We start from the raw sequence: 23,748 nt of genomic DNA, 5'->3' as shown, positions 1-23,748 counted from the left end.
TCAGTGCGCTGGTGAGTCGCTGAGCAGCCGACGCACCACCGCATCAGCGAGAAGCCGCCCTTTCCGGGTCAGTTCGATTGTTCCGGAGAGGGCGGCTTTCGCGTTAACCAGTTCGTCGGCGATCAATCCGGCGACGTGCGTGCGTGCGGCAGATGATAGTGACGCCACCGGAATACCTTCACGGATGCGGCTGAGCAAAAGCACGCGCTCCGTCTCACGGGTGGCGGCGTCGAGTGTTTCCCGCCCGGCCGCGGGTGAGTGACCGGCGAGGATGCGGTCGGCATAGGCGGCCGGATGCTTGACGTTCCACCAGCGCACTCCGCCGACGTGGCTGTGTGCGCCTGGCCCCACCCCCCACCAGTCCTGGCTGCGCCAGTATGCGAGGTTGTGTCGTGACCTGTGCGCGACATCCGTCGCCCAGTTGCTGACCTCGTACCAGTCGTAACCTGCCGTCCCCAAGAGGTCGTCTGCCAATTCGTAGAGGTCGGCCTGGTGATCTTCGTCGACCTGCGCCACCTCGCCACGCCGGATCTGCCTGGCCAGTTTCGTGCCGTCCTCGACAATCAGCGAGTAGGCGCTGATGTGGTCTGGCTGCTGGCTGATGGCATGTTCGAGGCTCACCTGCCAGTCGGCGAGCGACTCCCCCGGCGTGCCGTAGATGAGGTCAAGGCTGACGTCGAGGCCGGCCTCACGCGCCCACTGCACGACAAACGGGATGCGTTCTGGGTCGTGGGTGCGCTCGAGTGTGGCCAGCACGCGAGGCACGGCAGACTGCATGCCGAACGACACCCGAGTGAAACCGGATGCCGCCAGCTCGGCCAAGTAGGCGGCGTCGACCGAGTCTGGGTTCGCCTCGGTCGTGACCTCGGCGCCGTCGGCGATGCCCCAGGTGTCGCGAACTGCCTGCAGCATCCTCACCAGGTTCTCGGCAGGGAGAAGTGTGGGAGTACCACCGCCGAAGAACACCGTCGCGGCCGGCCGCGAAGGCACGCCGGACTCCGTCAGGATGCGGCCGCCGGACTCGACCTCCATGACCGCCTGGCTGGCGTAGTCGCTTTGCTTTACACCACGCAGTTCGGTGGCGGTGTAGGTGTTGAAGTCGCAGTAACCGCAACGCACCCGACAGAACGGCACGTGGAGGTACACGCCGAAGTCGCGTTCAGTGGAGCCGACGGCGGCCGAAGCGGGAAGGAGTCCGTCGAGCGGAGCCGGATCGGCGAGGGGAAGGGCGCTCGGCATCTCGCCTACGCGGCGCCGGCGGGGTGAAGTGCCCGCAGGTACCGTTTGGTGAACTTCTCCTGTTGGGTCCGAAGGATCGGCCAGGCCAGGCGGTAGTACCAGCTGCCGGCACGAGAGAAGGCCCGCACGGTGAGCCAGACGGAATCGTCGTCATGCTTTTCGACGATGAACGACTCCTCCCCGCTCTCCGGGTGGCCCTTCAGCGTGCCGTATGCGAAGCCGATGCGGTTCACTTCATCGATCACATAGACCACACGCAACGGAGCAGTGATAGTGAATGGACCGAACGGAATCTTCAGCTTCGCTGTCATGCCGTTGACAATGTATGGCGTGCCGTCTTCGGTGAAGATTGCCTCATTCAGCGGGTGCTGCTGCTCGCTGGCCGGCGAACCGTCCTCGTTGAACACGATTCCGGCGTATTGCACGCCGGTTCCGGCTTCCAGTTCGGTGACCCGGATGCCGCTGCCACGCTGCACCCCCCAGGTCATCAGAGACTTCGTCGCCAGTTCGAAGCGTTCGGTGCCGCTGCCGAGGCGAACAGAGCGCTCTATAGGGCGGTAGCCCTTCGGTGGGTAGCTGAGCAGGTCTTCTGCCAGGGTGCCACCGATCGCCCCGTAGGTGACCGAGGCATCCGTGAAGGTTTCGCGACGCATCCGTCTAGTCTTTCTTCTTCTTCTCCGTGTCGCCTGAAAGGGCGGCGATGAAGGCGTCCTGCGGCACTTCGACCCTGCCGACCATCTTCATGCGCTTCTTGCCCTCCTTCTGCTTCTCCAGCAGCTTGCGCTTACGGCTGATGTCGCCGCCGTAGCACTTGGCGAGCACGTCTTTGCGCATCGCGCGAATGCTCTCACGGGCGATGATGCGCGCGCCGATCGCGGCCTGGATCGGTACTTCGAACTGCTGCCTGGGGATGAGCTCACGCAGGCGCCCGGTCATCAGCACGCCGTATGCGTAGGCCTTGTCGCGGTGCACGATGGCGCTGAACGCGTCGACCTGCTCGCCCTGCAGCAGGATGTCGACCTTCACCAGGTCGGCTTCCTGGTCGCCGATCGGCTCGTAGTCGAGGGAGGCGTAACCGGCGGTACGGCTCTTGAGGTTGTCGAAGAAGTCGAAGACGATCTCGCCGAGCGGCATGGTGTAGCGGATCTCGACGCGGTCTTCGCCCAGATATTCCATGCCGAGCAGGGTGCCGCGCCTGCTCTGGCACAGCTCCATGATCACGCCGACGTAATCTTTCGGGGCGAGGATCGCGGCCTTGACGACGGGCTCTTCCACTTTGGCGATCTTGCCGTCAGGGAATTCGCTCGGGTTGGTCACTGTGACGGTCTTCTTGTCGTCTGTTGTGACCTCGTAGATCACGCTGGGGGCGGTCGCGATCAGGTCGAGATCGAATTCGCGCTCAAGTCGTTCGGTGATGATCTCGAGGTGGAGGAGACCGAGGAAGCCGCACCGGAACCCGAAACCGAGGGCGACGGATGTCTCGGGCTCGTAGACGAGGGACGCGTCGGAAAGCTTCAGCTTGTCGAGGGCGTCTCGCAGCACGGGATAGTCGCTGCCGTCGATCGGGTAGAGGCCGGAGAAGACCATGGGCTTCGGCTCCGTGTAGCCGGGAAGCGCCTGCGTGGCCGGCTTGGCCGCGGTGGTGACGGTGTCGCCTACTTTGGACTGGCGCACGTCTTTCACGCCGGTGATCAGGTAGCCGACTTCGCCGACTCCGAGGCCCTGGCTCTCAGTCGGCTCTGGAGAGCTGACCCCGATCTCGAGGATCTCGTGGGTCGCTCGGGTTGACATCATCTGGATCTTCTCGCGCGGGCTGAGCTTGCCGTCGATCATGCGCACATACGTGACCACGCCCCGATAGCTGTCGTAGACCGAGTCGAAGATCATGGCCCTGGCGGGAGCCGATGCGTCGCCTGTGGGTGCCGGAACGAGTTCGGTCACCCGGTCGAGGAGCTCGCTGACACCGACGCCGGTCTTGCCTGAGACACGGAGCACGTCGTCTGGGCTGCCGCCGATGAGGCTCGCGAGTTCTTTCGCGTATTTGTCTGGGTCTGCGGCCGGCAGGTCGATCTTGTTCAGCACCGGGATGATGGTGAGGTCGTTCTCCAGCGCAAGATAGAGGTTCGCGAGGGTCTGGGCCTCGATACCCTGGGCCGCGTCGACGAGGAGGAGCGCACCTTCGCAGGCGGCCAGGCTGCGGGAGACCTCGTAGGTGAAGTCCACGTGGCCGGGGGTGTCGATCATGTTCAGTGCGTAGGTGTTGCCGCCGAGTTCCCAGGGCATACGCACGGCCTGGCTCTTGATGGTGATGCCGCGTTCGCGCTCGATGTCCATCCGGTCGAGGTACTGGGCACGCATGGAACGTTCGTCGACGACTCCGGTGATCTGCAGCATCCGGTCGGCCAGGGTGGACTTGCCATGGTCGATGTGCGCGATGATGCAGAAGTTGCGGATCTGAGCGGGGGCAGTTGCGGCCGCTTGAAGCGCCAGGGAAGCTCGAGGTGACATGGTGCCCCAATTGTCCCATGGGTGGCGGTCCCCCCGACACCGTGCGGAATTCCCTCCTCGATGGTTGAGGTGCGCAGAGAGCGCCAGCGAACGAAGCCTCGAAACCCCCACGCGAAGCTGCGGCTCTCCGATTAGGCGTCGCTGGGCAGAGTTCTCCCCGATGGCTCAGCCGGCTTGCTTCTGGCGTTCGGTGTTCCGGGTGTCAGCCGTGAGTGGGTTTTTGGAGGGCATCGGGCGGAACACTTGGTCGGGGTCGATGCCCACTGGTGGGCGAAGGTAATAGTCGCCGCCCTTGCGGATGATGTTCCAGTGGTTGGTTGCGCGTCGCGAAGCGGCGCGAAAGGCGGCAACCAATCAACCGGCAGACTGTGAGCTCGCGCGTTCCAACGTGGGAAGCACGTTCCGTTTCAAGAAGCGCAAGGGAAGCGCGCGAGTTCCCGGGTTTTCCTGGGGACGGGCTGCCGCCTTTCGCGGGACTGCGTCCCGCGCATGCCGTCTGGGCGACGCCAGACCTTGAAGTATCGGGCATCATGCTGGCTCTTCGCCCTGGCCAGGATCCCGTCCTGATCCAACTCGTCACGGAGACGCCGTGCCAAACGGTGCACCTGATCCGCATTCAACGCGACCCCGCCCGTCACCGATACCGATGCCGCGACCGTGGTGGCGGCCTGTCGGAGTTGATCGGTGAGGATTCCCATGCATTGATCATCCCACAAATCTCCCACATTCGAAAGTATGTTCGGGTAATTCTTTCAACCTTCTTTGCCAGAACTCTGAGGTGTGGACACAGTGCGCAACAGAAGCGTAAAGCCTGGCATCCGTCGTTTGATTGATGCCGAGGCAGGGGCCCGCTGGCTAGGCTGAAAGCACATGTCCACTTCAGACGCGACCATCGGTAGCCGGCTCCCCCACTCGGCGCTGACGCCGGTGTTCACCGGGCTCCGCATCGGCCTGCACGTCCTGATCACCGTGCTCACCCTGTTCGTTATCGTGCGCGCGTCGTTCGGGGTGTGGCCGTGGCCCGGATTCATCGTCGCGCTTGCCGGTCTCTTCCTCGGCGCATACGTCGCCGGCAGCTACCTCGCCCGCACTCGGCCGTCGACCTGGATCGTCCCGGTCTGGCTGGTGCTCCTGATGGCGCTCTGGCTCCTGCTCACCCTGCTCTCCTCCGACGCCGCGTACATCGTGTTCCCCCTGTTCTTCCTGCAGTTGCATGTGCTGCCGCTGCGCTGGGGCATCCCGGCCGTGCTCGTCAGCGTTGTCCTGGCCATCGGCGTTCTCGGCCTTCACTTCGGCTGGAACGTCGGCGCCATCTTCGGACCTCTGATCGGCGCCGGCGTCGCGGTCGCGATCGGCCTGGGCTATCGAGCAATGCTGCGCGAGGCAGAGGAACGGCAGGCACTCATCCGCGACCTCATCGGGGCCCGCGCCGAGCTCGCCTCCACCGAACGAGAAGCCGGAACACTCGCGGAACGCGAGCGCCTCGCCCGCGAGATCCACGACACGCTCGCCCAGGGACTCTCGAGCATCCAGTTACTTCTCCACGCAGCCGAACGAACGATGACGGATGCCGGGGCTCTCGGCCATGTGCGCCTGGCCAGAGAGACAGCGTCCACGAACCTGCAGGAAGCGCGCCGGTTCATCCGTGAACTCACTCCTCCCGCACTCGACACGCAGACGCTCCCCGGCGCGCTGAAGCGGCTGGCGGAATCGGCGACGACATCGGGAATGCAGACGAGGGAATTGCAGGCCCCTGAGACCACGCTGGTCAGCCTGCAGGTCACTGGCGATCCCATTCCACTGCCGATGCGGCTCGAATCGACCCTGCTGCGCATCGCGCAGGGCTCCCTGGCGAATGTGACCCAGCACGCAGCGGCGACGCGGGCAGAGATCACACTCAGCTACATGACCGATGAGGTTGCCCTCGATATCGTCGACAACGGACGCGGCTTCCAGGTATCGACGATCGACTCCGACCGGCCGGCGGATTCCTTCGGCCTCGTGGCGATTCGCCAGCGGGTCGAACAATTGGGTGGAACACTGACAATTGAGTCCAAGCCCGGCAAGGGAACCGCCATCGCCGTCACTTTCCCACTGTCGGCAGAGAGCCTGACCGAGGAGGACGACCAGTGATCCGGATCCTGCTGGCCGACGACCATCCCGTCGTGCGTGCCGGGCTCCGCGCCCTGTTCTCCGCCGAAAACGACATGGAAATCGTGGCGGAAGCCTCCACAGCCGAAGAAGCGATCAGTCTCGCGTCCGCAGGTGGAATCGATTTGGTCCTGATGGACCTGCAGTTCGGCGGCGGGATGCAGGGATCTGAAGCAACCAGGCGCGTTCGCCTGCGACCGGATGCTCCGCGAGTGCTTGTGCTGACCAATTACGACACCGACGCTGACATCCTCGGCGCCGTCGAGGCGGGGGCGGCCGGGTACCTGCTCAAGGACGCTCCCCCTCGAGAACTGATCCAGGCCGTGCGTGCTGCGGCCGCGGGCGAAAGCGCCCTCGCTCCAGCCGTCGCCTCGAGGATCGACACCAGGACCAGGGCGCCGGAGACTCAGCTCACCCTGAGGGAAGCCGAGGTACTGAGCCTGGTCGCCGCCGGCCACTCCAACCGGAAGATCGGGCACGAGCTGTTCCTGAGCGAGGCGACGGTGAAATCCCACCTGGTGCACATCTTCACCAAACTCGGCGTGAGTTCGCGCACCTCCGCTGTGGCGCGCGCGAGAGAATTGGGAGTCATCAGGGCACAATGACGGCAGGGCACAATAACGGCAAGGGCAATGATGGCAAGCATGAGTGACGACGCGATTCCGATCGTGCTGGTGCACGGCATTCGTACTTCCGCAAGCATGTGGCGCTTCCAGTCAGAAGCCCTGCGCTCCGACGGGTATGAAGTGCAAACGGTCGACCTGCCAGGGCACGGTGCCCGGATGGGCGAGCCATTCACCGTTGATGGCGCGGTCGGGGCCATCGATGACCGGATCGCAGCGTTCGACAGGCCGGTTCTCCTTGTCGGCCTCTCGCTTGGCGGCTACTACGCCATCGAATACGCGTCCAGGCATCCCGAAAGGGTTGCCGGACTGGTGGCCGCAGGATGCTCAACGGTGCCCTACGGACCACCCCTTGAGGTCTATCGCAGCCTGGCCAGGGGAATCCGTCGCCTGCCCGATCATGGAATGTGGCTGCACACCGCTTTCGTGCGTCGTCTCCTCCCGCCGCAGGGCGCGATCGACGTCCTCGCCGGAGGCGTCGCCCTCGACGTCATGGATGCCGGACTGCGTGCCACCAGTACTCTGAACCCGCTGGCAGGCTTGTCGGCATATGACGGACCGGTGTGGCTCGTGAACGGACAGTTCGATCATTTCAGGGCGGACGAGAGGCGGTTTCTCGCGGCCTGCCGGGACGGTCGGCTGGTGATTGTGCCCGGGGCGACCCACCTTGCCAGCCTCGTGCGGCCGATGCCGTTCACCGATGCCCTCCGCCGTGCGGCAGCCGAGCTGTCGGCGCGGCGAAGTGTCTCGATTGCTCGGCGTGCCAAATAGCTGGTATCGTAGGCTCTTGGCTTGCGTGTCGGGTCCCACCCCGCGCGAATTTCGCCGCGAAGCGCCCTCTTTCGCCCAGCGGCACATCCAACATATTCTCGAACGAAAGCGTACAAACGTGGCAAACATCAAATCGCAGATCAAGCGAATCGGCACCAACAAGAAGGCTCAGGAGCGCAACAAGGCGGTCAAGAGCGAGGTTCGCACCGCGATCCGTGCGACCCGCACCGCCGTCACTTCCGGCGACAAGGACCAGGCTGCGACCAGCCTCGCGCTCGCCTCCAAGAAGCTTGACAAGGCCGTGAGCAAGGGTGTCATCCACAAGAACCAGGCCGCCAACAAGAAGTCGGCGATCGCCAAGTCGGTCTCAGCCCTCGGCTAATTCCGCACCCCGTATTCAGCGAAGCCCTCGTCGATTCGACGGGGGCTTCGCTGTTCCCACCTACGTCCGCATGCCTCATAGCTGCGCGAGGAGACGCTCCAGCGGGCGCGGCACTCGCGACAGGTCCACGCCGTCCACTAGCGCCTGGGCATAGTGAATCTTTCGGCCCTTGATTGTTCCCATGAAGCGACGTAACTGTTGCTCTGTCGCTCGTTCGCGCTGCGCCGGTTGCCGCTGAAAAGTTCGGAACAGACCGAGGTCGCCTTCCTGCTCAACGATCCGCTCCACCCCTTCGAAGCCGAGTGAACGAATCAATTCGTCTTCCAGGTCGGCATGACAGACGAAGAAACCGAGTCGTTCCATTTGTTCCTGCGTGATGTCAGCGCCAAAACCGGCTCGCTCCAGCGCGCTCCCGAAGTAACGTGCCTCCCCCACGTCACAGAGACCCGCCACCAGGACGTCAAGCCGGTCCGGACTGAACAGGGCAAGAAACCGTCCGATGCTCATCGCTCCGCCGATCGGGACGACGCACACCCCCTCTGCCGCCAGGTCACGGCCAAGACGGACAGCGAGAGCTTCGACGGCGACTCGGTCGCTGGCGCCTTCGACGAGCACGGCGGTGCGCAACCCGAGATCGGCTGGCAGGGTGCGAGCGGCCGCTTCGGCGGCCGCGGCGCCCTCACCGTCAGCGGCCCAGGCGGTCACCGCGGCACGAAATCGCTCCATGCCCTCATGACGCGCTGTCACAACTCGCTCTGTCACGGCTCGCTCATCCTGGCGTGACTAGGGAATCATCCCGCGACGGGCGATGACGCCGATGAGGCGCTCGAGCGCGAAGACCGGATCCCGGCTGGCGCCTTTCACCGCGGCATCCGTTTCGGCCAGCATCTCGATGCAACGCGCCAGACCCTCGTCACTCCAGCCGCGGAGGTCACGCTGCGCGCGCTCCACCTGCCAGGGTGCAATGCCGAACTGTGAGGCCAGCTGCCCCGAGCCACCCCTGACTCCGAAGAGTTTGGCCATCGTGCGGATCTTCATTGCGAAAGCAGCGACGATCGGCACGGGATCTGCTCCGGAAGCCAGTGCATGCCGCAGCGTGATCAAGGCCTCACCGTGGCGACCCGCAATGGCGGAGTCCGCCACCTTGAATGCGTTCGTCTCGACCCGGCCACCATAATAGCGATCCACCGTCGATTCGGTGATCTCCGCGCTGGTGTCCGAGATCAGCTGCTGGCACGCTGCAGAGAGCTCGGCGAGGTCGTCTGAGAAGGCGCCGACCAGCGAACGCAGGGCTCCTGCGGTGATCTTCTTGCCGGCCGCTTTGAAGTCCGCCGACGCGAAATCGTATTTGTCGGTGTCTTTCTTCAGCTCGGCACAGACGACCTCGATTGCACCGCCCTGGCCGCTGCGAATCGCGTCGAGGAGCTTCTTGCCGCGCACTCCCCCGGCATGGCGCAAAACCACGTATGCACCCTCTGCCGGGTTCTGCAGGTAGTCGATTGCCTCGGTCAGGAAGGTGTCGCTGCACTTCTCCACAGCGGTGACCCTGATCAGCCTGGGCTCCCCGAACAGGGAAGGACTGGCCAGGGTCAGCAATTCACCGGGCGCATAGCTGTCGGCGAGAAGGTCGCTGACCTCGAGGCTCGGGTCTTCGAGCTTCAGGAAGTCACGGAGCTGGCGAATCGCCCGTTCCGCCAGGATCGTCTCGGTGCCGGAGACGAGCACGACGGGTGCAGGGCGTACCTGGCTCCACGACAACTGCGGGATCGCAACCGACTTCGACCGGGCGGGCGCACTCGTTCGTGCGGCAGTTCGTGTGGCCACTCGGCTCCTTTCGCGCTGGTCTCCAGCCTAGCCGGGGCCACTGACGGCCGGTGTCGCCTCAGGTTCGGGAGGCGACCTCTCCGTCCAGATGGTGAGCGAGCCCGCCGCTGCTGACGACCCGTCTTCTGCAGCAGGGGCGACCACAAGCATCCCCTGTTCGTCGGTGCGCAACGCGAGCGTGCCGACCGACGCCAGCAGTTCCAGCAGGGCATCCGTCGGGTGGCCGTAGCCGTTGTCCGCTCCGACCGAGATCAGACCGACCGTCGCTCCCAGTCGCTCATACAGCCTCGTGCTCTGATCTCGCGAGCCGTGATGAGCAACCTTCACGACGTCGACCGGGCCGGGGTGCGATTTCGCCAGCATGGCTTCCTGTGATTCCTCCCCCAGATCACCGAGAAACAGTGAACGGATGCCGCGGCCGTCGAACTCGACGGTCACGCTCCCTGCGTTGCCCGTCTGTGCATTGCCCGTCTGTGCACCTCCGGTGCCCGGTACCGGCCAGAGCACTTCCCAGCGCAGGCCGCCGAGCGTTCCGGTGTCTCCCTTCTGCGCCTCTGCCACCGTCGCGCCACCGGCAACCAGACGATCGTGCAATCGTGCGTCTTCGGCATTCTCCGGTGTTCCGACGATGGCGGCACCGACGCGCCCGATCACCGCATCAATGCCACCAACATGGTCGAGGTCGTAGTGGGTAAGCACAAGAAGGTCAATCCGATCGATGCCCAGCGTGTCAAGACACGCCGCGAGCGGCTCCGGGACCGGCCCGACGTCGACGAGGGCGTGCAGATCACCGTCACGGACCACCACGGCATCACCCTGGCCGATGTCGCAGGCGGCGATCTGCCAGTCGGCGGGGAAGGAGGCCGCACGACCGATGGCAGCGCCGACCACGGCGCCCGAATACAGCCCGATGGCAGTGATGAGCAACGCCGTCGCGGCAATCGACCATCGCGTCGAACCGGCCTCCGGATTCCGGAGGGCGAGCGCGATCACAAGCGCCGTCACAACCAGTATGGCGAGCACACCGGCAACGCCGCCCCACCACGGCAACCGGCTGCCCGGCAGGTCGGCGCACGCTCGTGCGACCGCCGCGATCCACGCCGACGGCAACCAGGCCACCTGCAGGCATCCGGCCGCAACGCCGGGCAGCCAGGGAATCAGGAGGCAGGCGACCAGTCCGACCACGGTCGCAACGGGTGCGGCAGGGCCGGCCAGCAGGTTTGCCGGCACCCCATAAAGCGGGATCGAGGGTGTGAGCAGGATCAGAACCGGCTGGCAGGCCAGCTGCGCCGACAGCGGAATCGCGATCACGGCTGCAAGCCCAAGCGGCAGCCATCGGCGAAGCAAGCGGGTAAGCGGCGCAGCGAGGATGAGGAGCCCCGCCGTTGCGAGCACCGAGAGCGTGAATCCATAGCTGCGCGAGAGCCAGGGGTCGCCCGCGACGAGGATCAGCACCGCCAGAGACAGTGCGGGGATCCCCCGGCCGGGCCGCCCAAGGCCGATCGCCAGCATGACAATGGTCGCCATGACGGCGGCACGAAGCACGCTCGGTTCCGGGGTGACCAGCACAACGAATCCGGCCAGCGTCACAAGCGACACCGCGATTCTCACGCCGCGCCGCAGGCCGGCGAGACCACCGAGCAGCATGATCGAGGCGATCACGATCACGCAGTTCGCGCCGGAGACCGCAGTGAGGTGGCTGAGCGCACTCGCCTTCATGTCTGCGTCGAGGCCCGCGGTCACGGCGCTCGTGTCGCCCGTGGCAAGTCCAGGCAGCAGGTCGCCGCCGTCACCGGGGAGCTCTGCTGACGCAGCGACGAACGAGGCCCTGAGCACCGATGCCCAGCCGAGCCACCAGCCAGGTGGGCCGACCGCTTTCGGCGCACCGTCGCCGAACAGCATCACCGCGGCGGAGTCGCCAGGTGGATTCTGCTGGATCGTGCCGTCGATCAGCACGCTCGCCCCGATTGCCGGCTCAGCGGCATCCGTCATCGCCTCGGTGAACACCAGCGCAGGAACAGCCACCTCGACCGACTCTCCACGAAGGTCGAGCCTGGTGATCGTGCCACGGAAGGTGATACGCGACGATGATCCTGCGAATGAGCGGCCCACCTGGGTCGCGGTATCGACCGTCACTGTCGCCGTGACGTGCAAGTGACCATCGGCCGCGGTACCAACGGCCTCAGGCGACCGCGCGGGAGCAGCGACGGCAATGACGGCTGCCACCAGCGCGACACCGGCGCAGCACACCGCCAGCTGCGTGGCGATACGACTCACCGGAATCGCACGCCGGAAACGCATCACCCCGCCCGAACGCATGACCCCGCCTGAACGCATCACAAAGGCACAGCCCGCCGCAGTGATGGCGCACACCCAGAGTGCGACGGACGTCGGCATCGCCACCTCTGGCAGCCCGATGAGGATGGCCGCACCGATCCAGGCAGCGACCGCGGGCAGAAACAACCGGAGGTCAATGTTCATACCGTGATCAGGTCCTTCAGCCCGTCAAAGGTCTTGTCACCGATGCCGCTGACATTGCGAAGGTCATCGATGCTGCCGAAGCGGCCGTTGGCGTCGCGGTAGTCGATGATGCGCTGCGCCAGGGTCGGTCCGATTCGCGGAAGGGTCTCCAGGTCACCCACCGTGGCCGTGTTGAGGTTGACGACCGTCGCGCTGCCATCTCCACCGGCCCCTGGCGCCGCACCGCCCGGCGCGGCGCCCGGTGCGACCTCCCCGATAGCGGGCACGGTGAGCTGTTCGCCATCGCTGAGGACCCTCGCCAGATTCACCCCACCTGGGTCAGCGGTGTCGAGTAACCCGCCGGCGGCCGCCACCGCATCCATCACCCGCGCGCCCTCGTGCAGTTCGAAGAGTCCAGGGCGCGACACGGCACCGAGCACGTGAACGAAGATGATTGCCCCTGCCGCGTCCGCCTCCGCATCTCCCACTACGCCATCGGGAGACCAGCTGCCGGTGGCGCCGGGGGTTGACACGCCTTCGCCCGGTGCCAGCACGCGCTGGTTGGCTTGCTGAGCGAGCGCGGACACCACGACGGCGACCACCAGCGCGACGATCAACAGCACGACGGCAGCGCCGACGCCGAGCCGCAACCGTGCTCGCTCGGGGACGCGCGCTCCCTGGGCGAGCCGGGCTAGCGGGTCGTTCGGCGCCTCTGGCTCCATTCCGGCAGGTTAGAACCTGCCGGCGAACGCCCTGGCGCTACCGGACCGATCTGTGGGAAGCCCATCGACAGGCCGCCCTGTTGAGGGTGGCTGTGGAGGGTGCTGTGCAGGGTGGCCTGCGCGGGCAGATCAGAATTCGCGGGTGCCGGACGTCACTCTGGCCGGCGCCTCCGGCTCATGCGCCGGAAGCGGTCAAGCGCGCGTGACGAAACTCACCAGCCGTGGTGCCCGCACGATCACGTTGACGATCTCCCGATCGCCGATCGAGCGGATGATCGCTGCGGATTGGCGAGCGGCCTTCTCCAGTTCGTCGCCGGCGATCTTCGGTGAGATCTCCAGCCGATCGCGCACCTTGCCGTCGACCTGCACGACCGCTGTCACGGTCTCCTCCACCAGCAGGGTCTGGTCGGCTTTCCTCCACTGCACGAGCGAAACGGATGCCTCGTAGCCCAGGTGAGACCACATGTCTTCTGCGGTGTACGGCGAGAACAGGTCCAGCGCCATGGCGGTGACCTCCGCGGCCTCGCGCACCGCGGCATCCGCTGGACCCGCGCCCGTGTCGATCACCTTGCGGGTGGTGTTGACCAGTTCCATCAGGCGAGCGACGACAACATTGAACTTGAAGGCCTCGGTGAGTCCGGGGGCATCGGCAAGGAAGCGGTGGGTGACCCGGCGCAACGCCAGATCCCCGGTCTTCCATTCGATATCGGGATCGCTGGTGACATCGCGCGCGATGCGCCACGCCCTGGCCAGGAACTTGGCAGAGCCCACCGGGGACACGTCTGCCCAGTCGATGTCGTCTTCCGGCGGTCCGGCGAAAGCCATCGTGAGGCGAACAGCGTCGACGCCATGCTCCTCAAGTTGGTCGCTGAGCTGAACGATGTTGCCCTTCGACTTGCTCATCGCCGCGCCGTCCATGTGCACCATCCCCTGGTTCAGCAGGGCGTTGAACGGTTCGGTGAAGCTCACGAGACCGAGGTCGAACAGCACTTTGGTGATGAAGCGGGCGTAGAGCAGGTGCAGGATCGCGTGCGTGACGCCACCGACGTACTGGTCGACGGGAGCCCATTTCTCGGCTTCCTTCGGGTCGAAGGCCTTCGAGTCGTCGTTGGGGTTCAGGAAGCGAAGAAAATACCAGGAGCTGTCGACGAAGGTGTCCATGGTGTCGGCATCCCGCTTCGCCGGCGTGCCATCGATCGGATTGGGCACGTTGACCCAGTCGGTGGCTCCGCCGAGGGGCGAGGTGCCCTTCGGCTTCAGGTCGAGGCCCTCCGTCGGCGGAAGCAGCACCGGCAGTTGATCCTCGGCGACCGGGTACTCTGTGCCATCCTCACCGTGGATGATCGGGATCGGCGTGCCCCAGTAGCGCTGACGGGAGATCAACCAGTCGCGCAGACGGTAGTTCTTCGACGCACGACCGGTGCCGGCGGCTTCGAGTTCTCCGGTGATGCGGGTGATGGCGTTGTTCTTGCTCAGCCCGTTGAGACTCCCGGAGTTGATCAGGCGTCCCGCTCCACCCAGCGCGACGCCCGTGGCGGCCGGATCCAGCGGCGGAAGTTCTTCGCTGCCATCGAGAATCTCGGGGGTGATCACTGGGATGGTGCCCGTGACGGGAGCGTTGGTGTCGACGACGACGCGAACGGGAAGTTCGAACGCCCTGGCGAAGTCGAGGTCGCGCTGGTCGTGGGCAGGCACCCCCATGACCGCTCCGTGCCCGTAGTCAGCCAGCACATAGTCTGCGGCCCAGATCGGCAGGCGCTCACCGTTGACCGGGTTGATCGCGAAGCGGCCGAGGAAGACGCCGGTCTTCTCACGGTCAGTAGTCTGGCGTTCCATCTCTGTGCTCTTCTGTACCTGCACGAGGTAGTCGCGGAAGGCAGCCTGGATCTCCGGGGTCGATCCTTCGGCGAGTTCGGACGCGAGGTCGGCATCCGGTGCGACCACCATGAAGGTCGCGCCGTGCAGCGTGTCAGGACGGGTCGTGAAGACCGAGACAGGTTCGTCCTTTCCCTCGATGACGAAATCGACGTCGGCCCCGATCGAGCGGCCGATCCAGTTGCGCTGCATGCTCAGCACCTTGGTCGGCCAGCGGCCCTCGAGCTGGTTGAGATCGTCAAGCAGGCGGTCGGCGTAATCCGTGATCTTGAAGTACCACTGCGTGAGCTTCTTTTTCACCACAACGGCGCCGCTGCGCTCGCTGGTGCCGTCGGCGAGCACCTGTTCGTTGGCCAGCACGGTCAGGTCCACCGGGTCCCAGTTGACCCAGCTGTCCTTGCGGTAAGCGAGACCCTTCTTGTACATCTGCAGGAACAGCCACTGGTTCCACTTGTAGTACTCTGGGTCGCTGGTGTGCAGCTCGCGTTCCCAATCGAATGACGCCGCATAGAGCTTCATGCTCTTCTTCTGCTGGGCGATGTTTTCGTAGGTCCAGCCGCGCGGGTCGATGCCGCGCTTGATCGCGGCGTTCTCCGCCGGCAAACCGAACGAGTCCCAGCCGATGGGGTGCAGCACGTTGAATCCCTGGTGCCGCCAGTAACGAGCGATCACGTCGCCGAGCGCGTACGCCTCGGCGTGACCCATGTGCAGGTCGCCGGAGGGGTACGGGAACATGTCGAGAATGTATTTGCGCGGCCGGGTGTCGTCCGGGTTCGCGGTGCTGAACGGCGCGAGCTCCTCCCAGACCGGCTGCCACTTCGCCTGGATCGCAGCGAAGTCGTAGCCTTCGGCGTCGTTTTCAGACGCGTGGTGCCCTGCGCCGGAGTGTGCGTTGTCGTGCTCGTGTGCCACGTGACTCTCATTCGGGGTGGTGATGGGAGATGATCCCTGCTCGCGCCGGCGTCGGTTGTGACGCCCAGTCTCCTAGGGTACTAAACCGGCGACCCGCTCACTCCGCACCGAGCGCGGCCAGGAGGGCTGCGGCCTTGATCCGGGTCTCCTCGACCTCCTCATGGGGGTCGGAGAGCGCCGTGATGCCGCCTCCTGTGCCGACGGATGCCCCACCAGGGTCAAGCACGATGCTGCGGATGACCATGGCCAGGTCGACGGCGCCGTCGAGACCGAAGTATCCGAATGCACCGGAGTAGATTCCCCGCGGGCCATCCTCGAGGCCGTTCAGGATGGACATCGCACTGATTTTCGGCGCCCCGGTCATCGACCCTGCCGGAAAACTCGACCGAACAGCATCGATCCCGGTCAGCCCGACGGCAAGCTGCGATTCCACGGTGCTCACCAGCTGGTGCACGTGGGCGTAGCTCTCCACGGCCAGCAGGCTCGAGACGACCACAGAACCGAGCTGGGAGACGCGACCGAGATCGTTGCGCATGAGATCGACGATCATCAGGTTCTCCGCCCGTTCCTTCTCACTCGATTCGAGTTCGGCCCGGAGGGCGGCGTCGGCAGCGGCATCCGTCGACCGTGGCCTGGTGCCCTTGATCGGGCGAGTCCGCACCGCGCCGTCGCTGCTGACAGACAAGAACTGTTCAGGTGACGCACTGAGCAGCGCCGTGTCGCCGAAGCGCAGCAGACCGCCGTGGTGGCTCGGGCTCCCGGCGCGCACGGCCAGGTAGGCGTCGACGGGATGCGGGTGCGTGTCAATACGTACCTCGTTGGTGAGGCAGAGCTGGTACGCATCGCCGTCACGGATGGACGACTGACAGCGACGGATGAGGTCGACGTACGACGTCTCATCGTGCCGCCACACGGCATCCGTTCGGTGTGGGGTCTCGGTTGCGGCGCCAAGCCGCGCGTGAGCGCTGGCTGCGCGCAGCACGTCGACAACCTCGCTCGCCCACTCGTCCACGTGGTTCGACGGCTCATCGTTCTCATCGAGTGCTATCAGGCTCACCACGCGAGACGCATGGTCGAAGACGAGTGCACGGTCGATGTGCAGCAGTGCGGCGTCGGGATAGCGGGAGTCGTGCACCGGCGTCTCGACAGTCTGCGCGCCGAGCTCGTAGCCCAGCCAGCCGACCCAGCCGAGCCGGAATCCGTCACCGTTGGCACCGTTCTCTACGGCGTGCGCTAGGTCATCGGCAAGGTAGTCGAATACCGTTGTCGGCGAGGTTCGCGCCAGCTGGCCTGGATCGCCGGGGACCGAAACGGTAATGGTGCCGAGAGGCACGGATGCCGTCAAAAACCGCGACCGCTCGCTCGCGGCACCGAGATAGCTGAATCCGCTTGTTGCATCAGGACCGGCATCCAGCCAAAATGAATACGCGCTGTCACGGTACAGGCTGGCGAAAGCCCGGGCGGGATCCCACCATTCCGCCAGGGGAATATGACGGATCCGGGCTGGCACGGTCCCAGCCTACGCACTGCGCGCCCGAATCTCGGCGCATTCGAGGTTTCGCCGAGAGAGGAGGGTCGTAGGCTGTGACGGGTGAACGATATCCTCACCTGGATCCTCGACACCGTCTCGAGTGTCGACCCCGTGCTGCGCACGATCCTTGCCGGTGTCGGAATCATGCTGGAGACATCCGTTCTCATCGGACTGATCATTCCCGGCGACACCATCGTCATCGTCGCAAGCACGGCCGTGGCGAATCCTGTCGAGTATGTTGCGCTGGTACTCACCGTCATCGCAGGGGCTCTCGCCGGCGAGAGCATCGGGTTCGCGCTCGGACGCTACTTCGGTCCGTACATTCGCCGCAGCCGCCTCGGAAGGTGGATCGGCGAACACCATTGGGTGAAGGCCGAGAACTATCTCAGGCGCCGCGGCGGTATCGCCGTCTTTCTCTCCCGCTTCATCCCCGTGCTGCATTCGCTCATCCCGCTCACGGTCGGCATGAGCACCATGCGTTACCGCACCTTCATGGCCTGGACGGTGCCGGCCTGTGTGCTCTGGGCGTTCGCCTACGTGACCGTGGGCTCGGCTGCCGCGGGCAGCTACCGGGAACTGGCCGGGCGGCTGCATTACGCCGGATATGTCTTCGTCGGCGTGATCGCGCTGTTCATCCTCGTGGTGTTCGTCGTGAAGAAGTGGCTGCACCACCGCGAGGCGCGCCACATGGAGCGCGAGGAGTCGCCGGCCGACGAAGCGTGACGTGCTCCGAGGTGCCCGCCGCCCACGCGTGCCGCACCGGCACCCGAAAATGCTCTGGGCACCCGCAATTGTGAGTGCCCAGAGCATTTTCGGGTGCCGGCGTGGGCGTCCGGTCAACGAGAGGCGGCTACGGGGCCGGTGCCGGGGCTGCGAGCGTCAACCGCTTCGTGATCAGCTCTTCCGGGACCGGCGTGTGCGAGATGAGCAGGACTGCACGCTCCGGGCCGGCTGCGGCGAGAATGTCACGCACGAGCGCGTCACCCCTGTCCGCGTCAACATTCGCTGTCGGCTCGTCGACCACGAGCACCGGAAACTCGGCAAGCAGTGCGCGGGCAAGGGCAATGCGCTGCGCCTGCCCACCGGAGACCAGTGCCCCGCGTTCTCCCACCCGCGCATCGAGGCCGCCGCGCGCATCCGCCCACTCTGCGAGCCCCACCCGGTCGAGCATCGCGAGAAGCTCGGCATCCGTCGCCGTGTCCCTGGCGAACAGCAGGTTCTGACGGATGCTGTCGTCGAACAGCCATGGGCGTTGTTCGCACAGACCGACCACACGCCTCACCTCGGACTGCGGCAACTCTCTGGCCTCCACTCCCCCGAGGCGATACGAACCCGAATACTCAACGAACCTCACCAGTGCGTTCGCGAGGGTGGATTTTCCGGCGCCGCTCGGCCCGGCCAGGTGAACCCTGTCGCCCGCGGCGAGCCGCAGTGAGACACCGGCCACGGCCGGCAGCGAGACGCCGGGCCACCGCACCGAAAGATCGCTCAGCTCGAGGGCCGGTTCCAGCCCAACTCCAACCCCATCTGCAGCTGCATCCGCATCCGCATCCGCACGCACTCGATCATCATGGCGCTCGATCGGAATCTCTGCCGGGATGTCCGTCGGTACGGCGGTGGCAACCCGCTCGGCACTGGAGCACACCATCCGCCAGGCCCCCAACGCAGGAGCGACCATGCCGAAGACCTCGAAGACAGCCAGAGGAATGAGCACGATCACGGCGAATGCCGGCCCGTGGAGTCCACCCGGCGTGCCCAGCGCCGGCGTGCCGAAAGCCAGTGCCGCAACCGTCGCCGCTCCCGCGAACAGAGACGTTACTCCTGCCTGCACACCGAATCCCAGTGATCGCCGAATCGTCGCACGCCGCAGCCGGCCATCGATTTCATCCAGCGTGGCCAGACGGTCGTCGAGAGCTCCGAATGCCACCAGCACACCAAGGTTCTCTGTGATCTCGAGCACCTCGTTCGTGAGCGCACCGCGCAGGGGCGCGAGCTCACGCTCGGAGCGCGCGGAGATCGCGGCCGCCGACACCATGCCAACCGCGCCGGCGGCGAGCAGGCAGACGGCCAACGTCGCGCCTGCCGCAGGGAATATCAACCACACTCCCACGACGCTGCCCATCACGAGGATGCCTGAGCTCACCAACGGTTGCACCACCCGAAGTGGAAGGTCTTGTAGATCGTCGACATCCTTCACCAGCCGCGTCAGCAGGTCCCCGCGCCCGATCGACCCCAAGCCGGCAGGGGCCAGCGGAATGAGCCGGCTCAGCACGCCGACCCGCAGCTCGGCAAGTTGCCGGAAGGCAGCGTCGTGGCTGCTCAGCCGTTCCAGGTAGCGAAGCGCGGACCGTCCAAGCGCAAAAGCCCGCACACCGACGACCGCCATGGAGAGGAACAGGATCGGCGGCTGCTCTGCGGCCCGCGTGATGAGCCAGGCGGATGCCGCCAGAAGGGCGACCGCGCACGCGGCACTGGCGACACCGGCCACAAGCCCGGGCAGAAAACGGCGCGCGCTCGGCAGAGCAAGCCGCAATACGGAAGCAACATCAGGCGACGACACGGTTGTCCTCCTCCGAACGCAGTATCCGACCCAGCCTGACCACGTGGTCGGCTCGCACCAGCATTGCCGGCCGATGGCTGACCACGATCACAACGCGACCCTGGTCTGCGAGACGCTGCAAGCCGTCGATGAGCGCGAGTTCGGAGTGCTCGTCGAGGGCAGAACTCGGCTCGTCGAAGACGACGACTCCACAGTCGCGAACCTGGCTCCGGTAGATCGCCCTCGCCGCAGCCACACGCTGTGCCTGGCCCCCCGATAGCCCCGATCCGTTGACATCGAGTCGAATCTCGGGGTCGAGCGACGCTGCTCCTGCCCAGTCGAGCGCTCGCGCCAGCACCGCGGAGTCGACGCTGCGCTCGCCGAGCACCACGTTGTCTGCGACCGTTCCGCCGAACAGTCCCGGCTGCTGCCCCGCCCACGCCAGCCATTCCCGCCGATCCGCGGCGCTGACAGGCTCACCGCCAAGGCTCAGACGTCCATCGAACGGCAAGAACCCCTGCAGGGCCGCGACCAGGCTGGACTTTCCAACGCCGCTCGGCCCGGAGAGGACGCTGAGTTCTCCCGGGCGGAACACCGCATCGAACCCGTCGAGCACAAGATCCGTGCCCCGCTGAACCGACACGTTCTCCAGCTGCAGGGCACCGCGGAGTCCGCGCACCGCCCGAGCATCCGCGGCGCTCGGCGCTTCCAATGCATCCGGAGTGACAGGCGCATCGAGGATCTCAAACACCTCTTCCGCCGCAGCGACACCGTCTGCCGCGGCGTGGAACTGGGTACCGACGTTGCGGATCGGGAGGAACGCTTCCGGAGCAAGCAACAGCACGAACAGGCCCGTGGCGAGAAGCAGTTGACCGTCGACCAACCGGAGACCGATCGACACGGCGACCAGCGCAACGGAGAGGCTGGCCGCCAATTCGAGCACGAACCCGCTGAGGAACGACACCCGGAGCACGGCCATCGTGCGCTGGCGATAGTCTTCCGTCACGGCGCGCATGCGGGTCGACTGGCGGTGCTCCCTCCCAAAGATCTTCAGCGTGCCGAGACCCCCGACAAGATCGAGGAACCCGGCCCCGAGCCGCTGCATCGATTCCCACTGTCGCCGCTGCACGGCTTGGGTCGCCCAGCCGATCAGCACCATGAATACCGGGATCAGGGGAAGTGCCACGATGACGGTGATCCCGCTCGGCAGGTCGTGCCAGAGCATGACCGCAACGAGGACGGGCGTGGCGATCACCGTGAGCAGCAGCTGCGGAATGTAGCGGGCGAAGTAGTTGTCCAGTGCGTCGAGGCCGGTGGTGACGACGGTGGCAACCGCCGCATCCTTCCGTGTTGCCAGCCAGTCTGGCCCTCGCTCTGCGACGGCGCGCATCACCTGGCCGCGCAACTGGCTCTTGACCGCTGCCGCACCGCGCGTGGCGACGACCTCCTGCGACCAGACCAGCCCCGCACGAAGGATCGTGACCAGAGCCAGCCAGGCGATCATCGCGGCGATCTGTGGGAGAGGCCGCCCATCGATGGCCCCAGCGATCGACTGGCTGAGAAACCACGCGAACGCGACGGTCACCACCGCCTGCAGCAGGCTGATCAGCGATCCGGCGACCAGAAACCGGCGTGCAGCAGACGCATAGCGCAACAGCCTCGGGTCAAGTGGTCGCATGCTCGTCGACCCTTTCCGGCCCCTGCGCACCCTCGATGTGCGCCCGGCCGATGCGCTTACGGAACACCCAGTACGACCAGCCCTGATAGAGCAGGATCACCGGCATCGCAATCAGTGCCGTCCAGCTCATCACTTGCAGTGTGTACGGCGTCGACGAGGCGTTCTCGATGGTCAGGCTGTTCGCCGGGTCGTTGCTGGCCGGCATGACGTCGGGGAACAGCGATGCAAACAGCGTTAGCACGGCCAGCGCGATCGTCGCCGCCATCAGTGCGAACGCCCAACCCTCTGCGCCACGCAGGTTGGCGACGAACGAGACGATCAGCGTGAGAGCGGCCGCACTGGCCAGAACAGCGGATGCCGTGGTGCCGTATGCCAGCACCGTCCAGGCCAGGAAGGCGGCGGCAACGACGATCGTCAGGATGCCGGATCGCACCGCCAGACGACGCGCTCGCTGACGGATGTCACCCTCGGTCTTCAGCGAGACGAACACCACGCCATGGGTGAAGAACAGCAACAGAGTTGTGAACCCGCCGAGTAGTGCGTAAGGGTTCAGCAGGTCGAACAGGGTGCCCGTGTAATTGTGCCCGGCATCCAACGGGACACCCTGCACGACATTGGCGAAAGCGACGCCCCAGAGCAACGCCGGTACCGCAGAGCCAACGACGATCATTCCGTCGAACCAGTTCTTCCAGCGCGGATGTGAGCGCTGGTGCCTGTACTCGAACGAGACTCCTCGAGCGATCAGCGCGAGCAGGATGAGGAGCAACGCGAGATAGAAACCGCTGAACAAGGTCGCGTACCACTCTGGGAACGCTGCGAACAGACTGGCGCCCGCCACGATCACCCAGGTCTCGTTGAGGTCCCAGATCGGGCCGATCGTGTTGATCAGCACCCGGCGGTCTGTGTCGTCCCTGCCGAGGAACGGCAGGCTCATTCCGACGCCGAAGTCGAAGCCATCCAGCACGAAGTACCCGATGAACATGGCCGCGATGATCCAGAACCACAGGACGTTGAGATCCATCATTGCCTCCTAGTAGACGCGCGTTCAGTAGACGGTGACGCGGTGAACGGGTTCGCCGGTTTCCGGATGCTGCGCTGGTGCGTCATCCGGCCCCGTTCGCACCGCTTTCAGAATGAGCCGGAACTCGACGACGGCCAGGGCGCCGTAGGTGAGGGTGAACGCGCAGAGGGAGATCAGCACTTCGAGCCCACTGACCCCAGGCGAGACCCCGTCTTCGGTCTTCAGGAGGCCGAACACCAGCCACGGTTGCCTGCCCATCTCGGTGAACACCCAGCCGACGATCATCGCGCCCAGCGAGAGTGGGAACGACCAGATCGCGGCCTTCCAGACCCAGCGGTTTCGCGGGTGCCGACCGCCACGGGTCACCCACAGGCCGATGACGGCAACGAAGATGTGCAGCAGGCCGAGCCCGATCATCCAGCGGAACGACCAGTAAGTGATCCAGATGATGGGCGTGTAGTCACCCGGCCCGTACAACTGCACGTACTGCGCCTGCAGGTTGTTGATGCCCTCGACGGTGCCGTCGAACGTGTGTGTGGACAGGAACGACAACAGGTACGGCACCCGTATGGAGAACAGTTCGTGCACGCCGTCCGGGGTGCCGAGTGTGAAGATCGAGAACGACGCATTCGCGCCGGTGGCTGTTTGGTACAGCGCCTCGGCCGCGGCCATCTTCATCGGTTGCGCATCCACCATGGCGAGGCTGAGCTGGTCACCCATCAGGGTGGTGCCGATGCCGGCGATCACCATCATCCAGAGTCCGAACTTCAGCGCGGGTCGCATCGTTTCCAGGTGTTGGTTACGTGCCAGATGCCAGGCGGTAACGGAGATGATCAGCCCGGACGAGACCATGAAGCAGGCGAACAGCGTATGCGGGAAGGCGGCAACGGCGATCGGGTTCGACAGCAGTTCGCCGATATCCGTCAGCTCTGCCCGGCCCTTCGCCTCGTTGATCCGGAACGCGACGGGATTTTGCATGAAGGCGTTCGCAGCAATGATGAAATAGGCGGATGCCGCGCTGCCGATCGCGACGAGCCAGATGGTGGCGAGATGGAGATACCGGGGTAGCTTGTCCCAGCCGAAGATCCACAGTCCGATGAAGGTTGCCTCGAGGAAAAAGGCCACAATGCCCTCGAAGGCGAGCGGTGCACCAAAAACGTCGCCCACGAAACGCGAGTAGTCAGACCAGTTCATGCCGAACTGGAACTCCTGCACGATTCCGGTGACCACGCCCATCGCGAAGTTGATCAGGAAGATCTTGCCGAAGAAGTGGGTGAGCTGCAGGTACTTCACCTGCCCAGTTCGTACCCACGCGGTCTGGAAGATCGCGACCGTGAGCGCCATCCCGATCGTCAATGGAACGAAGAGAAAATGGTAGATGGTCGTCAATCCGAACTGCCAACGAGAGAGCAGCAGTGGATCGAGCCATTCGTTCATGTCATCTCCGATCAAACTTTTCTACGTCTCGTAGAACTCTACTCTTCTACATGGTGTAGAGCGCAATTCGAATTG

General features: G+C 65.2%; 19 protein-coding genes. 5 read left to right on the top strand and 14 right to left on the bottom strand.

What is annotated here, in order from left to right:
* The 4 genes from hemW to K323_RS0103680 form a co-directional block, all read right to left on the bottom strand.
* The gene (gene hemW, locus K323_RS0103700; protein ID WP_022883940.1) at nt 1-1,239 is read right to left on the bottom strand and encodes a radical SAM family heme chaperone HemW; all 1,239 of its coding nucleotides are present in this window, start codon (nt 1,237-1,239) and stop codon (nt 1-3) included.
* 5 nt (nt 1,240-1,244) lie between these two features.
* Nucleotides 1,245-1,892, bottom strand: a complete 648-nt coding sequence (locus K323_RS0103695; RefSeq protein ID WP_022883939.1) for a DUF1990 domain-containing protein — start codon at nt 1,890-1,892, stop codon at nt 1,245-1,247.
* Nucleotides 1,893-1,896: 4 nt separating this feature from the next.
* Entirely contained in the window at nt 1,897-3,747 is a 1,851-nt protein-coding gene (gene lepA / locus K323_RS0103690) for a translation elongation factor 4 (protein ID WP_022883938.1), read from the bottom strand.
* Nucleotides 3,748-4,154: 407 nt separating this feature from the next.
* Nucleotides 4,155-4,445: a hypothetical protein gene (locus tag K323_RS0103680; protein ID WP_022883936.1), complete on the bottom strand. Its 291-nt coding sequence runs from the start codon at nt 4,443-4,445 to the stop codon at nt 4,155-4,157.
* 172 nt (nt 4,446-4,617) lie between these two features.
* Here K323_RS0103680 and K323_RS0103675 point away from each other — a divergent pair, with 172 nt between their 5' ends.
* The 4 genes from K323_RS0103675 (at nt 4,618) to rpsT (ending at nt 7,674) form a co-directional block, all read left to right on the top strand.
* Complete coding sequence (locus tag K323_RS0103675) at nt 4,618-5,880, top strand: sensor histidine kinase (protein WP_022883935.1); 1,263 nt, start codon at nt 4,618-4,620, stop codon at nt 5,878-5,880.
* Nucleotides 5,877-6,503: a response regulator gene (locus K323_RS0103670; RefSeq protein ID WP_022883934.1), complete on the top strand. Its 627-nt coding sequence runs from the start codon at nt 5,877-5,879 to the stop codon at nt 6,501-6,503. Before K323_RS0103675 ends, K323_RS0103670 begins: the two co-directional genes overlap by 4 nt.
* Before the next feature lie 39 nt (nt 6,504-6,542).
* Nucleotides 6,543-7,292: an alpha/beta fold hydrolase gene (locus K323_RS24100; protein WP_033372357.1), complete on the top strand. Its 750-nt coding sequence runs from the start codon at nt 6,543-6,545 to the stop codon at nt 7,290-7,292.
* A gap of 118 nt (nt 7,293-7,410) precedes the next feature.
* Entirely contained in the window at nt 7,411-7,674 is a 264-nt protein-coding gene (gene rpsT / locus K323_RS0103660) for a 30S ribosomal protein S20 (protein WP_022883932.1), read from the top strand.
* Nucleotides 7,675-7,749: 75 nt separating this feature from the next.
* On the opposite strand, the gene K323_RS0103655 is transcribed toward rpsT, so the two are convergent.
* The 6 genes from K323_RS0103655 to pabB form a co-directional block, all read right to left on the bottom strand.
* Nucleotides 7,750-8,436: an ATP-dependent endonuclease gene (locus K323_RS0103655; protein ID WP_245570911.1), complete on the bottom strand. Its 687-nt coding sequence runs from the start codon at nt 8,434-8,436 to the stop codon at nt 7,750-7,752.
* 21 nt (nt 8,437-8,457) lie between these two features.
* On the bottom strand, nt 8,458-9,498 hold the full coding sequence (holA, locus tag K323_RS0103650) for a DNA polymerase III subunit delta (protein ID WP_022883930.1): 1,041 nt from the start codon (nt 9,496-9,498) through the stop codon (nt 8,458-8,460).
* A 27-nt stretch (nt 9,499-9,525) separates the two neighbouring features.
* Nucleotides 9,526-11,979 (bottom strand): ComEC/Rec2 family competence protein, encoded by a 2,454-nt coding sequence (locus K323_RS24095; protein ID WP_022883929.1) that lies wholly within the window; start codon nt 11,977-11,979, stop codon nt 9,526-9,528.
* Nucleotides 11,976-12,680, bottom strand: a complete 705-nt coding sequence (locus K323_RS0103640) for a helix-hairpin-helix domain-containing protein (RefSeq protein ID WP_022883928.1) — start codon at nt 12,678-12,680, stop codon at nt 11,976-11,978. Before K323_RS0103640 ends, K323_RS24095 begins: the two co-directional genes overlap by 4 nt.
* 192 nt (nt 12,681-12,872) lie before the next feature.
* On the bottom strand, nt 12,873-15,467 hold the full coding sequence (leuS, locus tag K323_RS0103635; protein WP_022883927.1) for a leucine--tRNA ligase: 2,595 nt from the start codon (nt 15,465-15,467) through the stop codon (nt 12,873-12,875).
* 97 nt (nt 15,468-15,564) lie between these two features.
* Nucleotides 15,565-16,977 (bottom strand): aminodeoxychorismate synthase component I, encoded by a 1,413-nt coding sequence (pabB, locus tag K323_RS0103630; protein ID WP_022883926.1) that lies wholly within the window; start codon nt 16,975-16,977, stop codon nt 15,565-15,567.
* An 81-nt stretch (nt 16,978-17,058) separates the two neighbouring features.
* Here pabB and K323_RS0103625 point away from each other — a divergent pair, with 81 nt between their 5' ends.
* Nucleotides 17,059-17,721, top strand: coding sequence for a DedA family protein (locus K323_RS0103625; protein ID WP_026851182.1), 663 nt, complete (start codon nt 17,059-17,061; stop codon nt 17,719-17,721).
* A gap of 127 nt (nt 17,722-17,848) precedes the next feature.
* On the opposite strand, the gene cydC is transcribed toward K323_RS0103625, so the two are convergent.
* The 4 genes from cydC to K323_RS0103605 are packed head-to-tail and all read right to left on the bottom strand — an operon-like array spanning nt 17,849 to nt 23,673.
* Nucleotides 17,849-19,558 carry a thiol reductant ABC exporter subunit CydC gene (gene cydC, locus K323_RS0103620; RefSeq protein ID WP_026851181.1) on the bottom strand — a complete coding sequence of 570 codons (1,710 nt, stop codon included), beginning with the start codon at nt 19,556-19,558 and terminating at the stop codon, nt 17,849-17,851.
* Nucleotides 19,545-21,215: a thiol reductant ABC exporter subunit CydD gene (gene cydD, locus K323_RS24090; RefSeq protein WP_033372356.1), complete on the bottom strand. Its 1,671-nt coding sequence runs from the start codon at nt 21,213-21,215 to the stop codon at nt 19,545-19,547. Before cydD ends, cydC begins: the two co-directional genes overlap by 14 nt.
* Nucleotides 21,202-22,236, bottom strand: coding sequence for a cytochrome d ubiquinol oxidase subunit II (gene cydB, locus K323_RS0103610; RefSeq protein WP_022883925.1), 1,035 nt, complete (start codon nt 22,234-22,236; stop codon nt 21,202-21,204). The genes cydD and cydB overlap by 14 nt, the downstream gene beginning before the upstream one ends.
* Before the next feature lie 24 nt (nt 22,237-22,260).
* Nucleotides 22,261-23,673 (bottom strand): cytochrome ubiquinol oxidase subunit I, encoded by a 1,413-nt coding sequence (locus K323_RS0103605; RefSeq protein ID WP_022883924.1) that lies wholly within the window; start codon nt 23,671-23,673, stop codon nt 22,261-22,263.
* Between the last annotated feature and the right edge of the window lie 75 nt (nt 23,674-23,748).

Source organism: Glaciibacter superstes DSM 21135, assembly GCF_000421145.1.
GTDB classification, from domain to species: Bacteria; Actinomycetota; Actinomycetes; order Actinomycetales; family Microbacteriaceae; genus Cryobacterium; species Cryobacterium superstes.
The sequence above is the reverse complement of the archived record's forward strand: the minus strand, read 5'-3'. Positions and strand labels throughout refer to the sequence as shown.